The organism is Pontibacillus sp. HMF3514 (assembly GCF_009858175.1).
In the GTDB taxonomy this organism is placed as follows: domain Bacteria; phylum Bacillota; class Bacilli; order Bacillales; family BH030062; genus Pontibacillus.
Genome location: NZ_CP047393.1, coordinates 3,263,432 through 3,279,181 on the forward strand (window position 1 = coordinate 3,263,432; position 15,750 = coordinate 3,279,181).

13 protein-coding genes are annotated in these 15,750 nt (G+C 39.5%); 3 read left to right on the top strand and 10 right to left on the bottom strand.

The window, feature by feature from the left end; all coding sequences use genetic code 11:
- Positions 1-6 precede the first annotated feature (6 nt).
- From uvrB to GS400_RS16790, 5 genes are all read right to left on the bottom strand, one after another.
- Positions 7-1,986 (bottom strand): excinuclease ABC subunit UvrB, encoded by a 1,980-nt coding sequence (uvrB, locus tag GS400_RS16770; protein WP_160103696.1) that lies wholly within the window; start codon positions 1,984-1,986, stop codon positions 7-9.
- A gap of 460 nt (positions 1,987-2,446) precedes the next feature.
- On the bottom strand, positions 2,447-4,021 hold the full coding sequence (locus tag GS400_RS16775; protein ID WP_160103698.1) for a peptide chain release factor 3: 1,575 nt from the start codon (positions 4,019-4,021) through the stop codon (positions 2,447-2,449).
- A 209-nt stretch (positions 4,022-4,230) separates the two neighbouring features.
- Entirely contained in the window at positions 4,231-6,588 is a 2,358-nt protein-coding gene (locus GS400_RS16780) for an immune inhibitor A domain-containing protein (RefSeq protein ID WP_160103700.1), read from the bottom strand.
- Positions 6,589-6,868: 280 nt separating this feature from the next.
- Positions 6,869-8,083 carry a PDZ domain-containing protein gene (locus GS400_RS16785; protein ID WP_160103702.1) on the bottom strand — a complete coding sequence of 405 codons (1,215 nt, stop codon included), beginning with the start codon at positions 8,081-8,083 and terminating at the stop codon, positions 6,869-6,871.
- Between the two features lie 271 nt (positions 8,084-8,354).
- On the bottom strand, positions 8,355-9,860 hold the full coding sequence (locus tag GS400_RS16790; protein ID WP_304608237.1) for a S41 family peptidase: 1,506 nt from the start codon (positions 9,858-9,860) through the stop codon (positions 8,355-8,357).
- 377 nt (positions 9,861-10,237) lie between these two features.
- Between GS400_RS16790 and GS400_RS16795 the strand changes: the two genes are divergently transcribed.
- Both GS400_RS16795 and GS400_RS16800 read left to right on the top strand, forming a co-directional pair.
- Positions 10,238-10,627 (top strand): hypothetical protein, encoded by a 390-nt coding sequence (locus GS400_RS16795; protein WP_160103704.1) that lies wholly within the window; start codon positions 10,238-10,240, stop codon positions 10,625-10,627.
- A gap of 18 nt (positions 10,628-10,645) precedes the next feature.
- Positions 10,646-11,113, top strand: coding sequence for a flavodoxin (locus tag GS400_RS16800; RefSeq protein WP_160103706.1), 468 nt, complete (start codon positions 10,646-10,648; stop codon positions 11,111-11,113).
- A gap of 303 nt (positions 11,114-11,416) precedes the next feature.
- Here the strand turns inward: GS400_RS16800 and GS400_RS16805 are convergent, their stop codons facing one another.
- A complete protein-coding gene (locus tag GS400_RS16805; RefSeq protein WP_160103708.1) occupies positions 11,417-11,755 on the bottom strand; it encodes an ArsR/SmtB family transcription factor in 339 nt (112 codons plus the stop codon).
- Between the two features lie 15 nt (positions 11,756-11,770).
- Entirely contained in the window at positions 11,771-12,721 is a 951-nt protein-coding gene (locus GS400_RS16810; protein WP_160103710.1) for a cation diffusion facilitator family transporter, read from the bottom strand.
- Positions 12,722-12,912: 191 nt separating this feature from the next.
- Here GS400_RS16810 and GS400_RS16815 point away from each other — a divergent pair, with 191 nt between their 5' ends.
- Entirely contained in the window at positions 12,913-13,170 is a 258-nt protein-coding gene (locus GS400_RS16815; protein ID WP_160103712.1) for a phospholipase, read from the top strand.
- Between the two features lie 45 nt (positions 13,171-13,215).
- Here the strand turns inward: GS400_RS16815 and GS400_RS20395 are convergent, their stop codons facing one another.
- The 3 genes from GS400_RS20395 to GS400_RS16835 all read right to left on the bottom strand — a co-directional run bounded on the left by GS400_RS20395 (position 13,216) and on the right by GS400_RS16835 (position 15,666).
- Entirely contained in the window at positions 13,216-13,746 is a 531-nt protein-coding gene (locus GS400_RS20395) for a peroxidase-related enzyme (RefSeq protein ID WP_304608238.1), read from the bottom strand.
- Between the two features lie 21 nt (positions 13,747-13,767).
- Positions 13,768-14,208 carry a hypothetical protein gene (locus GS400_RS16830; protein WP_160103718.1) on the bottom strand — a complete coding sequence of 147 codons (441 nt, stop codon included), beginning with the start codon at positions 14,206-14,208 and terminating at the stop codon, positions 13,768-13,770.
- Between the two features lie 150 nt (positions 14,209-14,358).
- Positions 14,359-15,666 carry a murein hydrolase activator EnvC family protein gene (locus tag GS400_RS16835; RefSeq protein ID WP_160103720.1) on the bottom strand — a complete coding sequence of 436 codons (1,308 nt, stop codon included), beginning with the start codon at positions 15,664-15,666 and terminating at the stop codon, positions 14,359-14,361.
- Positions 15,667-15,750: the final 84 nt, after the last annotated feature.

A 15,750-nucleotide genomic window follows, 5' to 3' on the forward strand; every position in this document is an offset into this window, starting at 1 on the left:
CCTAGATCATCCTTCCGCTTTAAGCTCCAAGATTAAATCGCGCAGTTCTGCTGCTTTTTCGAAATCTAAATCTTTTGCAGCCTGCTTCATTTCTGTTTCCATGTTGTCGATCATCTTCTCTTTTTCTTTCTTGCTCATATTGGCTACTTGAGGCTTTTCGTCTTGAGTCTCCTCTTCTTCTGACTCCACAGTTGCACGAATCACATCGCGAATCTCTTTCTTAATCGTTGTTGGTGTAATTCCGTGCTCCTCATTGTAAGCCATTTGTTTTTCACGACGACGGTTCGTTTCATCAATGGCAATTTGCATAGATTTCGTTACTTTATCAGCGTACATAATAACTTGGCCGTTTTCGTTACGAGCTGCACGTCCTACAGTTTGAATGAGAGAACGTTCTGAACGTAAGAAACCTTCTTTGTCCGCATCTAAAATGGATACTAATGACACCTCTGGGATATCAAGCCCCTCACGAAGCAAGTTGATTCCGACCAGAACGTCATATTTTCCACGTCGTAAATCCCGAATGATTTCAATTCGCTCAAGGGTTTTGATTTCAGAGTGTAAGTACGCTACCTTGATATCTAATTCTTTTAAGTAATCCGTTAAATCCTCAGACATTTTCTTCGTTAATGTTGTAACAAGAACCCGCTCATTCCGTTCTCTTCGTTTATGAATCTCACCAATCAAGTCATCAATCTGACCTTCAATTGGACGCACACTAATTTCTGGATCCAATAAACCAGTTGGACGGATTATTTGTTCAACCATTTCAGGAGAATGCTCTTGTTCATAAGGTCCTGGCGTAGCAGACACATATACATTCTGATTCATTTTGCCTTCGTACTCTTCAAACGTAAGAGGACGGTTATCCATTGCAGAAGGTAAACGGAACCCATGGTCTACGAGCACCTTTTTCCTTGCTTGGTCCCCGTTATACATGCCACGCACCTGTGGTAATGTTACGTGAGATTCATCTACCACCATTAAGAAATCATCTGGAAAATAGTCCATGAGTGTATATGGTGTTGAACCTGGTTCTCTTAGTGTTAAATGACGTGAATAGTTCTCAATTCCTGAACAGAATCCCATCTCACGCATCATTTCTAGATCGTAATTGGTACGTTGCTCAATGCGTTGCGCCTCTAAAAGCTTGTCCTGATCTTTTAATTCCTTAATCCGTTCTTGGAGTTCTTGTTCGATATTTTTAATCGCTACCTTCATCTTCTCTTCACGCGTTACGAAGTGAGAAGCTGGGAAAATAGCTACGTGTTCACGGTCACCCATAATCTCACCTGTTAAGGCATCAACTTCACGGATTCGATCAATTTCATCACCAAAAAACTCCACACGAATGCAGTGCTCTTCACGAGAAGCTGGGATAATTTCAACTGAATCACCTCGGACGCGAAACGTACCACGTTGGAAGTCGATATCGTTACGAGCATATTGAATGTCTACCAAATCACGTAGTAGCTGATCGCGATCTTTTTCCATCCCAGAACGTAGAGAAAGCACTAAGTTACGATATTCTTCTGGAGAACCTAAACCATATATACATGAAACACTAGCCACGATAATAACGTCTCGACGTTCAAATAAGGCAGACGTAGCCGAGTGGCGTAGCTTATCAATTTCATCATTGATGCTTGCATCTTTTTCAATAAACGTATCCGTTGAAGGGACATACGCTTCTGGTTGGTAGTAATCATAGTAACTGACAAAATACTCAACCGCGTTGTTCGGGAAGAACTCTTTAAACTCACTATAAAGCTGCCCTGCGAGCGTTTTGTTGTGAGCGATCACTAACGTCGGTTTGTTCACTTCTTGAATAACATTAGACATCGTGAACGTTTTCCCTGTTCCCGTAGCACCTAATAACGTTTGATGCTGCTTTCCGTTCCGAATTCCTTCAGTAATTTCCTGAATCGCACGAGGTTGGTCCCCTTGAGGTTGATATTGTGAGACCAAATCAAATTTCTTTTCCAAAATCAATGCAACCTCCATTCTATTTACACGAATACATTTATATAACCGTAGTTTACCACAATCTAACACTATAATAACATATATGCGAACAAACATTCGAATCATGTGCATATTGGAGGTAAATCATATTCCGTTAAATGGCATGATTGTTAAAGACTTAAAAATGAGAGGAGTCCGTTGCTGTTGAGTAATTTGTTGCGGTCAGTGAAACGGGTTGACTCCAGCGGAAGAACGGAGTGACGAGACCCCGCAGAGAGCTTGCGAACGAGGAGGCTCGGCGCTTCGTCCGCAAGAAAGCAACCAGTTCCACAGCCCGCCTATCTGTACAAAAGCAACGGAACCATACGCACTTTATCTTGAAACCAAGTCTTTAACAATAGGGGGCTAATCTTGAATACACCAAATATATCAGTAATAAAAATCAAACGCCCAGCCAACAAGCTGAGCGTTTTCATCTATATTACTGACTATACTGATTCACTTCAAATAAATCGATTAACTCAATATCTGGGTTCTTATCCATGAACCAACGTAAGGAGAAGTCGTTTTTAAACAGAGCTAAATAATTATCCTCGCGATCTTTTACAAGCAGACTACGTTCATCGAATAATTTTTTATCGACTTGTTCTTCCTTCAACCAACGTGGGATTCGGTCGCCGATGTCTTCTAGCATCACCTCAACGTTGTATTCGTTCTTCATACGATATTGGAACACTTCATATTGAAGCTGGCCAACAGCACCAAGAATAAAGTCATCGTTACGCACGCCTTTGAAAAGCTGGATCGCTCCTTCTTGAACAAGCTGCTCGATACCTTTACGGAATTGCTTCGCTTTCATCACGTTTTTCGCTGTTACCTTTTTGAATACTTCAGGTGGGAACTGAGGTAGTTCATCATAGTGGAACGTATCTTTTCCTTGAACAAGTGTATCGCCTATACGATAGATGTTCGGATCATAAATACCAATGATATCTCCAGCATATGCTTCCTCAAGTGTTTCACGTGACGATGCCACAAACTGTTGGGTCTGAGCGATCTTGATCTCTTTCCCTGTTCGATCTAGGGTCACCTTCATACCACGTTCAAACTTACCAGAACATACACGCACAAAAGCAACACGGTCACGGTGAGCAGGGTTCATGTTCGCCTGTATCTTGAAGATAAATCCAGAAAATTCTTCCTTATCAGGTTGAATGAGGTCCCCATCCGCTTTACGTGGTGCAGGTTGAGGTGCCATATGAATAAATTCGTTAAAGAACGTTTCGACTCCAAATGGTGCAAGGGCACTACCGAAGAATACTGGCGTTTGTTCTCCACGTTGGACCGCTTCCATATCAAACTCTTCTCCAGCTTCCTCTAGAAGCTCCATTTCTTCATAAGCAGCTTGGAATGTCTCATTTTCTACAAGCTCCGTATGCTTCTCAAGCTCTGCGTTTGGAATAGGTTCTTCTTGCTCGTTCCCCGTAAAGTGAATAAACTGATCATTACGGCGATCAAACACCCCTTGGAAACGTTTCCCCATTCCAACAGGCCAGTTCATCGCATACGTTTGAATGCCAAGCTCATCCTCAATCTCTTTTAACAAGTCAAAAGGATCGCGTCCCTCACGGTCAAGTTTGTTAATGAAGGTAAAGATAGGGATACCGCGCATTTTACAAACTTTGAAAAGCTTAAGCGTTTGGGCCTCAATACCTTTTGTTCCATCTATAATCATGATTACACTATCCACGGCTGTTAACGTACGATACGTATCCTCACTGAAGTCTTCGTGTCCAGGTGTATCTAAAATGTTAACTTGATACCCTTCATATTCAAAGTTCATCACAGAGGAGGTAACAGAGATTCCACGTTGCTTCTCAATCTCCATCCAGTCTGATGTTGCGAATTTTCCTGACTTTTTCCCCTTAACGGTTCCAGCATTACGAATTAGGTTTCCGTATAATAAAAATTTCTCTGTAAGCGTCGTTTTACCAGCGTCCGGGTGCGAGATAATCGCAAAGGTACGACGCTTTTTCATTTCGTCATGTATTTCCATGGTATTCATCTGCTCCTATCGATTAGAAATAACGAGTCCGATTCGTACATATCTATACTATGATTGATTTACATGTTTTCACTCCGTCCAGTTTATAAATCCTTTAAGATTATATCATACCAATGAGGAACGAATATATGCTAATTGTACATTATAAAAACGCCACCCGATCGGATGGCGTTTTTACTCTTACTTATTCAAATAGATTTTTATTTGTGAATAAGCACCTTACCAACTGTGCCGTCTTCACTTTCTCCAGTTACACGGAACTTCAAGCCGTAATTTGGTACATTACGTCCTGCATCCTCAATTCCTTCATTTGAATAGTCTGCACTATCATCAAATAGTGCTGTGCGTTTTGTTTTATTATCCTTCAATGACATACCGTAAAGCTCGGTATAATCAAGGTACATTTCCTCTGTCTTATCTAAACTAAATGCTGCATCATGTACTTGGTAGCGTGTAGAGGCAGTTAGACCATTACTCCACTCAAGCTTGTTCTGGTCAGCATCAACTACGCCTACAAAACCTTCACCTGGATGTACACCTGTCCAGTTGTTGTCATATTTCTTATCCACATACCAGACAACTAGGCCAGCATCGTATTGCATTAAGCTTGCACCACGACGGATGTTCGCTAATCCTTCGTCTACACCATTATGACTTCTCCATTCTAGAAGGTAATAGTGATCCGTGTATTTCTTACCGTTTGATTTTTCGAAGCCATTTAGATTGAACTTCGCTTCACCTTCAGCATCATCCGAAACAAGTTGGTTTCCATCTGCATAAAGGCTAATATCATCTACAAAGAAACCAGGATTTGAAACAGCTGCGTCAGTTACATATTCAAAACCTACTTCAACCGCTTCACCTGTATAATCAGATAGATCAACGGTTACTTGCTTCCATCCGTTTGATGAACCAGTAATACCTTCTCCTAAGTTGTTCCCATGAGGATCAGTATTTGTAGAAATCTCCGTATGGACAGGTTCACCATCAACAGTCACATATGCGTAATCCCAGTCCACTTCAATGTCATACCATGTTTGGAATGTTAGCTGAGCATTCCCAGCATTTGATAGGTCGACTGTTTTCGTCAGCTTATTGTGAAGGTAATTATCACTTCCACTAAAGTATTCGCTCTCCCCGCTGTAAGGCTCGTTAATCACTGTTTCTTTCTTTGGAAGATTTACCTTAACGACATCGTTGTTTTCGCCTTTTGTTGCCGCTTCATCTAGTAAAAATTCCATTCCTTCTCCATTTACATCCTCTAAATCTACTTCAGAACCTGTCTGCCAATTACCGCCTACAGAAGCTTGAAGCATTTCTTTCATATAAGGACTGAACCCTGTCGGCATCGTACCTGGTATAGCTCCTGCCCAGCTACCACTTGCCATGATCGACCAGTAACTTACCGGCTCACCAGCACCTGAGTACATCGTGTCATACTCATCCGGAAGACCAAGATCATGTCCAAATTCGTGAGCAAAAACACCTACAGCTCCATCTTCTGGCTCAATGGTGTAGTCGTAAGCAGCCATTGTGCCACCCCAGTATGGTACGCTAGCTTCTGTACCTGCAATAGGAGTTACGCCACCAAGGTTCCAACGGTGAGACCAAATAGCATCTTCGCCAAGCTTACCGCCACCTGCTTCTTCACCTACTCCTGAGTGGATAACCATTAGGTGGTCAACAAGTCCGTCAGCTTCTAGATAATTACCGTCACCATCTAAGTCGTAACGATCCCATTCATCATACTCTGAAAGATCTACGCTTGAATCTTGAGCTGCTTTCTTAAGTGCTTCTCTAACCAATTCGCGAGCGTTAACGTCTCCGCCATTTTCATTAGCACCATAGTACGCTGCAGGATGTTCTGCTTGGTACCAACCAGCAGCTTCCCCTGTTACGGTATAGCTTCCACCAGATTGTTTTTCATAGTACTGTTTCATAGATACGTATTGTTTTCCGTCTGGGCCTGTCCAGCCACCATCACCGAATAGCATGTCTTCATAATGCTCTGGTGAATAAGCTGTATCACTGTTTCCATAGTACATATCTGTATGTTCTTTTGATATATTACCATGAGGTGCGTCCGGGTATTCGATAAGTAGTGCTAGCACTTTATCCTCTCGAACCTCCCCATTATACTGCTCTTCTTTAACAGATTTCGGTGTGTCCGTCTGACCAAGTTTATTCCCGTCACCATTTGTCAGACTGTTATTTTCCATTTGCTTTTTCAATTGATCTTTCAATTTCTCTTTATCACGATTAAGTTCACCTTTGTCTTGTTCAGCCGCTTCCTGTTTTTGCTGAAGGAACTTATTTAATGCTTCTTGTGCTTCAGCAGGTGTAGCATCTTCAGAAATCTTACCATTCTCTTTCAACATCTCAATTAAGCGCTCATCGTTAGCGATCGCCATATCAAATGGTGATCCTCCATGTTGATGAGTCTTTTTCACGTTGCTGTTCCCAAAATCACTCGGAGATGGGACAGCTGCACTTGCTGTTACAGGTCCAACCGCAAGCGCTAATGACAATGCCGAAGAAATCAAAGCACGTTTCTTCATGATGTGTACTCCCCCCACTTAAGTTTGTCGAATTTTTTGTTAATTCAAACTATTTACAATATAAATGTAACTAGTTGGAAATTCAATCCTATACTAGAAAAATAAGAATATATAATCAGTTATAAGAAGGTTTTATAGGGTAATAATTGGGAGTAAAGCATATCTTTATAAGTCTATATATCTATGTCGTATTTTGACTATTTTACTAGTACTTACAAAATTATTATATTAAAAAAGAAGAGAGAAACCTCTCTTCTTTTCATTAATCTATTTTATTTAATTAGGAATTTTTTTGATAGAGATTTGCTTCTTCCTCTCCTTCATAAACATGATGATCCTTAACAAAAACGAGGCCAAGTTCATAGTAATCTCCTTCATACATCGCCCGCTGAGCAAACCTTGGTTCCCCTCTCGTATCACGAACCTCAAGCTTACAGTAAGCTCTATTTTTTTGCAGTGCATGATAGAAATCATCTTCATTGTTGACTTTACGGTTGTTTACTTTTTCGATTCGTTCGCCAACACACAAGCCCATCTTATCGGCAGCTGATCCTGGTATAACGGCGAGCACCGGTAATCCATCAGCACGTGGTGTGAAGAAAGGATTTTTTTGTTGGTCAAAATAGCGGATGATAAATGTACTTAGCTCTCTTCCTATTAGGGCAACTAAGATAGCAACTAGAGATAATATTGGCACATAGATACTGCCCACCGCCAATGCCGTTACAACACCAGCTAAAATCAATGTGGTCTTTCCTAGTGTTCTTGAAGCCTCTTTTGGAGCTATACCGCGAACAAGATGCTCATATCCGACTAATGCTGGTACAGCCATTAGTCCATAGCTTTCTCCTCCAACTGAAAACATAGGCCACCATGAAGCAAATGACTCAATTGCTCCACCAGGAATTACAAAAAAGATTGGTAGAATCGCAAGCTTTTTTAGTCGATGTTGTCCAATCGGTTTTCCTCGCTTGCCTACTACTGATTCAGGAAAAGAATCATTGTCACTATGATTCATATAAAGGATTGCTTCAACAAATAGTAACAATCCTAGTAAAATCGCTACGCCTGTTATACTTGTACTTTCCCAAAGTTGTAACCATTCTTCAGGCAAAAAGGATATAGATTGATCAGGTAACAATAATAAAAGGAAATAGGTTGCTGCTAGTGTGTAGGCGGGAGATATCCAGCTTAATTTCATAGATAAACTAGCTAGAACAACAACAATCGTCCAAAGTAAGACACTAGCATATGGAAAAGAGAAACCACTACCTATGACAATAAGCGATATTACCAGACCAGATAAGAGACTAATCCCTAAGGTCCCTTGTGCTTCTGTTAAAATACCAAATATTTTTATACCAAAATGTTTACGTTCTCTTTTAATTCGTAGAAAGGCTGTCATACCTAGTAAAAATACAGCCCAGTACAATACAGGATGAAGATAAAACCTTCCGATCCCCTTAGATATCTCCACTAGCCAATCGATTGTCATGTTGTTTCCCTCCATATAAAAACTAAAGCGCAAGCGCCCGGGTAGCAACGTATATGCAGGACTGAGCCGCAGTACGATAAAGGAAACTCGAAGAGCAAAGCGATTCGATGTTGACTTATCGTGCGGAGGTGAGGGATGCATACTAGTTGCTGGGCGCTGGAGCTGGATGATGCCAAAGCTCAAAAACAAAAATATCCGCAGCGTATGGCTACGGATATAATTCTATACGAAATGTTGAATTCCTGCATGGTTTTTATTGGCAGACTTATTATTAATTCTTACCTTTGAATAAAACCTCAAGTGCTTTCTTCATTTGCGTATCATTTTCTTTGTTTTGAACCTTTTGAACGACAGCTGATTGTAATTGAGTTGCTGTTTTCTCATTAATGGTTCCTGTTACTTCTAGACCTTGTTTCTCTTGGAAGTTCTTCACGGCAGCAGCAGTCTCTCTACTGAAGTAGCCATCTTTACGTCCAGGATTGAAACCAAGTCCTTCAAGCATTTTCTGTACATTTGAGATCTTTTCACTATTTTGATCGTATTTAAGCTCTTGATCGATTTGAACTGGGTTCGTGTAGTAAAACTCAGGTAACTCAGCTTTTACAGTTGGCTTAATGCCTTCTTTGTGAATCCAATTGCCGTCTGGCGTTAACCATTTGTAGATCGTTAATTTGAGATTGCTTCCATCCCCCATAGGGATTGGCTGTTGAACAGTACCTTTACCAAAGCTTTGCTTACCAACTAGATCGTAATCGCCCGCTTCTTTCATCGCTGAAGCAAGGATTTCAGAGGCTGATGCACTACCTTCATCAATCAGCACAACAATCGGGTAACCTTTCTTCTCTTTTAGGCTAGAGAAGTAACGCTGCTTCTCACCAGAACTATTAGCAATCTGAACGTAAGGCTCATCTTTTGGAATAAAGTTCTCTAAAATCTTTTGAGCCGAAGTAAACAATCCACCCGGGTTTCCGCGTACGTCAATGACCAGACCTTCTATATTTTTCTTTTCAAGCTCAGCTAGCTTTTTATTAAAATCTTTCGCCGTATCTTCAGCAAAGGATGTAATCTCAAGCACGCCTGCTTTCTTTCCATCAATTGTTTTCACATCAGAATATACTGTTTCAATTGGAATCGTATCACGCACAACATCAATCGTAAGGTTTTCTCTTACACCCGGACGATTAATTTCTAATGTAACGGTCGTCCCTTTTTCCCCACGAATTTTTAGAACAGCATCGTAAAGATCCATTCCAACAATATTTTCTCCATCCACACCAACAATTTGGTCTTTAGGCTTCAAGCCAGCTTTTTCAGCAGGAGAGCCTTTAAACGGAGATACGATTGTTACCTTACCATCAATCAAGCTAACTTCTGTACCGATTCCTTCAAAAGAAGAAGAGATGGTACTTTCAAATTGTTCAACGGTCTCTTGATCCATATAGGTGCTGTAAGGATCGTCTAGCGTCTGGAGCATGCCATCGATGGCACCTTCAATTAATTGCTTCGAATCTACATCTTCTACGTATTTTTCTTTTATTAAAGAGTAGGCTTTATTCACCTTCGAAAGCTCTTTATCATTATTCTTTTGCAATCCACTTAAGAGACTTTCGATTGTTTTCTGCTTTTCTTGATCCTTCTGTTCCTGGTTATCCTCTTTGTCCACCTGCGCTTGGCTTGTCCCAGGTTGGAAAAGCTGAATGCCTACATACGTTCCCACAGCTCCCAATATCATTGCACCAACTAGGAGCAAAGCCAAATAACGTCTTTTCAGGTTCATGTACGTCACCCCAAATGTATAATTCGATTTTCCCTAAGATTGAGAAATGATTGCACAAAAAGGCATCACACCGGTCTGTGCGATGCCCTTTATAAAGTTTATGCCAAAGCTTTGGAAACATGTCCACTTTGTGTCGTATAGGTAAAAACTTGATAAGTATAGTGTACACTATTTTATTAATGGGAAAAAGAGATTCATCTAATTTAGAGAGTTGGTACTAAGACCCTCAGAGCACTTTCTTTGCATTTCTATTAATATGCCATAAGTGAAAATGATTATCAGTATCATAAAATAGTTGACGATGAGAATGGTTTTCAATTAAACTGTACGTAATAGTTGAGAATCTTTATCAATTAACGAAAGGTAGGAATCTACATATGCAATCTTCTTTTGTTGTAAAAAGATCTTTTCAGCATGAGGCAGACTGTTTCTGCACGGGTGAACAACACACTAACATCATTCAGTTGCAAAAAGGAGATCGAATTGAGCTCACAAATGAACGAAAATACGTAGAGCATTTAGGCTGGTATTTTCAAATTATCGTTAACGAGTCCTATCATGTCTATTTCCTTTTATCAGATTTACAAAAAATCTATGAATACAACCTGATATGTTCCCTATTGGACTTAGAGTTAGAGATAAATTATTACGAATATAAAGTTGATCATGCCCTGGAATACAAAGAAAAAGAGCCGTTTGATTTTTACGTACAACAGTTAGAGAACGCACGCCATTTATTGCATAAAAGAGCTGCCAATCATGTATAAAGAAAGGATGAGTGTATTATGGCAAACATTTTAATTGCATTTGCTAGCATGTCTGGAAACACCGAGGAAGTCGCTGATCACCTCAAAGATGAGCTCGAAAAACAAGATCACAAGGTGACATTAGAAGAAATGGATGAACTCAATCCAACTGATTTACAAGATTATGACGCAGTCCTTCTGGGCTCCTATACATGGGGCGATGGTGACCTACCTTATGAAGTAGAAGAATTTTATGAGGAAATGGAAGATGTGGACTTAACAGGTGTACCAGCTGCTGCATTTGGTTCAGGAGATACAAACTATCCAAAGTTTTGTGAGGCGGTACATACCTTTGAAGAAAGATTACAAGAATGTGGTGCTAAGGTTTTACAGGATGGTTTTAAAATTGAAATGGCTCTGAACACCGATGAGGATTATGAACGATGCACAGCTTTTGCTATTGAGTTCTCCTCCAAGTTAATAGAGCTAAGACGTGTATCTGCATAACAAAAGCGCGCGCCCGTTTAGCAACGAAGGGACTGGACTGAGCCCGTAGTGAGATTAACTAAACTTGCTGATTGGCAAGCCGACAGGCGCAGACAGAAGCTTAGTTGCCGTGGTACTTTCACCTAGAAATTTTAACTACGTCGAGTTCCTTCTTGGATAAAATTTCATGTCATTAAACATATAAAGGAAACACAAATTGTGAAGCAATTTGATGTTGACTTATCTAACGGAGGCGAGGGAAGTCCCTTCGTTGATGGGAGCTGGAGCTGGATGTAACAAAAAGCCGAGGATATCCTCGGCTTTTTAATGGTGCAATGCGTGATTAATTGTTTGACTTAATATCCCCATTACGTGCTCATCATCATTTGAATAAAAAAGAGTGGTTCCTTCTCTACGATATTTCACTAGTCTCAAATTTTTTAAGAAACGTAACTGGTGTGATACTGTTGATTGCCTTAAGTTTAATGTCTCAGCAATCTGGTTAACGGATTGCTCTCTTGTGCAAAGTAAATGTAAAATCCGGATGCGCGTGGGATCTGAGAGAGCTTTAAAGGTTTGAGAAACCACAAAAAGCGTTTCTTCATCAAGGTCATTGATCTCATTTTGTTCTTCATTAAATTCATTGGATTCATCAGACTTCATATTATCCCCTCACTTTCATGAATGATCGTGATCATGCGGATCTTCATCAATATGCTGACAAGTGATCGAGCCATCATGAGGATGGTCTTCGTTTTCAAGTTGAATCGTTACGTGGCCGATCTCCTTATGTTGCAAGTCATGCTCGATTGTACGTAAGAGACTTTGTGATTCATCAAAAGAAAGACCATTTTGGACAACAGCATGACAAGATAAAGCATTCTTCCCACTCGTAATACACCAAATGTGGAGATCATGGATGCTTTTAATTTCTGGTATGCTTTGAATGGTTTCAATAATCTCATCTACATCAATATTTTTAGGCGTGCCTTCCATAAGAACGTGAATAGACTCTCGTACAACACGTCCACCGCTAATCATGATTAAGAAGGCTACGATGACACTCGCTAGTGGATCGGCCCATCCCCAACCTAAATACATGATAAGCAATGCTGCAACGACAGCTCCAATAGAACCTAGTAGGTCCCCAAGTACGTGTAGAAAAGCTGCTCGCAAGTTCAAGTTTTCTTCAGTATCCCCTCTTAACAGAATCCATGCTACTACTATATTCATGATCATTCCCAAAATCGCAATGATAAGCATACCAGTAGACGCAACCTCAGGAGGGTTCACAAATCGTTTGTATGCTTCATAAAAAATGTAGAATGCAATGAGTACAAGCGTTACACCATTAAATAATGCAGCTAAAATCTCAAAACGTTTATACCCATACGTTTTACTGTAGTTCGCTGCTTTTTCCCCCACCACAAAAGCTAGCAATCCTACACCTAGTGAAACTGAATCACTCAACATGTGCCCAGCATCAGATAATAGAGCAAGACTGTTGGTAATAAACCCACCTACAGCTTCAATAACCATATAGACTGTCGTAATAATAAAACTGATCATGAGTGCTTTTTTGTTGGCTCCATGTGTATGATCATGGCCGTGATCGTGATTATGTCCCATTAACATTCACCTCCTTATTACATATATGTACATGTATTCATATATTCATTTACCGTTACTTTAACATATGTTACCCCTCACATAAAATCCTTAACCTCAAAATTGGGAGCCAATCACCCATACCTTCGATTGTTAGCTTACATATATTGAAATAAAACGTTTTTGAAGTATATAAACGGAGGTGAGTTGTCTTGCCTTTTAAATTTTGCATTTTTCCAGGATATAAATATTGTGGGCCCGGATGCAGTGGTCCAGGTGCACCTGTCAATGCTGTAGATGCAGCATGTAAAGCTCATGATGAGTGTTACAGATTTTTTGGACCTTCTTGTCATTGTGATCAAGTATTTTTAAGTAGATTATATGAACTTCAAAATCCTAATACTGAGGAAGGGCGTCACGCTAGAGTCCTCTATAACTATATGAAACTTCAAACCCTGTTTACATGTTAACTAAAAAAGTGATGGTTTAAAAACCATCACTTTTTTAGTCAGCAGTTATTCGCCTTCAAGTTTAACACCTAATCCTTCAGCCATACGATTCACAAAATTAAAATAAGATGTGATTTGACAAATATCTAGAATTTCTCTATCTGAACATCCTGCACTACGCAGCTCGTTAACATCTTCATCCATTACTAAATGAGGAGAATCTGTTAATTTCACAGCATAATCAAGCATCGCTCTTGTTTTGTCATTAATCTTAGCAAGGGTAAAATCTTGTTTTATTTGATCCACAAGTGTTTCATCTTTCGTTAACAAATGGAGCGCCGCCCCATGATGTTCCATTCAATAAAAACAATCATTCTTAGAGGAAACAACGGTAGCGATCATTTCCCGTGTGGACCTTTTCAGAGGTGATTTACCAAACATAATCACTTTGTAATATTCTAAATGAGCTTCAAGTGATTTTGGATTAAGGGAATGCACTTTTAAAATATTCGCCATTTTACCATTGAACTTATCATATAATTCTCTAAGTTTTCCTTCAGATTCTTCATACTCAATCATTTCAATCCTTGATTCCATACTCCATCACCTTTCTTTAAGCTATGCATTTATTTCAGCTTGTGAACTTAGACGCTTTTCATTCATTTTAAAAACTATAGCCACCAGTAATGTAAAGAAAATATGAGTACCTAAGTTCATAAGCTGTTGTGGAGCAAAGGCATTGCTAAAGTTTGTGCCCATCCCCATCATTAATGGCATAATAAGGAGCGGGCCTAAAATCCAAATAACTACTCCATAAATAAAAGAAAGCCCTAATAAATTCATGTTACTTAATACAAATCCCCCAAAACCTACACCAAAAATTATACTTATTATCATGTGCACAATCCAACCTACAAACAACCCTTCTCCACCAACTAAAGAAGCGATCATTGGCATTTTACCCATCATTTGCATCATAATTCCAAACACTATTCCTCCAACAATACCACCCAAAATCCCATTCACAACCACTTGATTTACAGACATTTTTTGCTTCATCCTTCTCACTCCTTTTTAGTATTTAATTAGAGTGTATGGATAATTAAAAAAATTTTCTGTAATTTGTATTACGTTTTGAATAAAAGAAAAGCGCATTCTTGGATTGGAATACGCTTTTCTTGAAGTACTACTATTCTTTTAGACAATTATTTAGAAGTTGATATATTTAGCTGGATTTACAGCATTACTCTTACTATAATTCCATGGCCCTTTGTGAAGCTCAAAGTGTAAGTGAGGTCCAGTAGAATGACCTGTTGAGCCCATATAACCTAAACGTTGGCCTTGCTTAACAGATTGTCCATTGGATACTTCACGGTTTTGCATGTGAGCATAAACGGTTGTATAAAGCTGTCCATTAACATAGTGAGTTAAATACACTACATTTCCGTAGCTAGAAGAATAATAGGATCTTAATACAGTACCAGCTGCGGCAGCTCTAATTGGTGTAGATCCTCCATACTTACCAATATCAATGCCAGAGTGCATGGAACCCCAACGTGGACCATATCCAGAAGTTAATGGTCCATTAGCTGGTCGAATAAATCCTCCTGAATTAGAAGGCGTTGAGGAAGAAGAGTTTTTCTTTTGTGACATTTGACGCTTCTTCTCTTCTGCTCGACGTTTAGCCCGTTCAATCTCTTTTTGGATTGTTGATTGTTGACGCTTTAGAATTGCCTCTTGTTCAGAAAGCTCCATCTTCTTCTTCTTCAGTTCTTTTTCTTCCACTTTAAGCTGTTGCATTAATTCTTGCTTTGCCGCTTTTTGTGCACCTAGATCTTTACGAAGCTGAACAAGATCCGCTTTCTGTTGTTCAAGATTTGCTTTACGCTTTTCTAGTTCTTGTTTCTTTTGTTCTACTTGCTTCTTTTTCTCTTCAAGTGACTTTTTCTCAGCCTGGTGCTTTTCCATAATTACTTTATCTTGGTCCATGATTTTCGTCACGGCTGTAGCACGGTTCAAAAAGTCTCCGAAGTTTTTCGCACCTAGAAGAACTTCTAGATAACTGATCTCTCCACCATTTTTCTGAAGGTTTCTGAGACGATCTTTGAGTAGTTCTTCACGTTTTGCAATTCGCTTTTTTAATTCCTCAATTTCTTTCTTTAATTGAGCAATCTCTTGTTCTGTTTTCTTGATTTCTTCTTTTGTTTTCGTAATTTCTTGTTCTTTTTGACGAATCTTAGCGTTTGTTTCTTCCACTTTTCTGTCGAGTTTTTCGATTAAATTGTTGATTCGTCTTTGTTCTGCACGGTTTGCGTTAATTTCAGATTGTGTTTGGCTTTTACTCTTTTTTGTTTGATCCGCTTGGTTATTTAAAGATTTATTTTTCTTTTTCAGTGCTTCAATTTCTTTTTTAATATCTTCTAGTGTGGTGTTTGCCAGGGCTTTTTCTGAAGTTGAAACTAACGTTACTGAAAATACGAGTGTGAACACAAATAATACACCAATCAGCCTTTTCATTCGTTCCTTTTCCCCTTCCCTGTTAGAAAAATGTCTGTATATCTGTTTATTTGATAGAGTTTAAAGACGGAGAGAGTGGAAGGT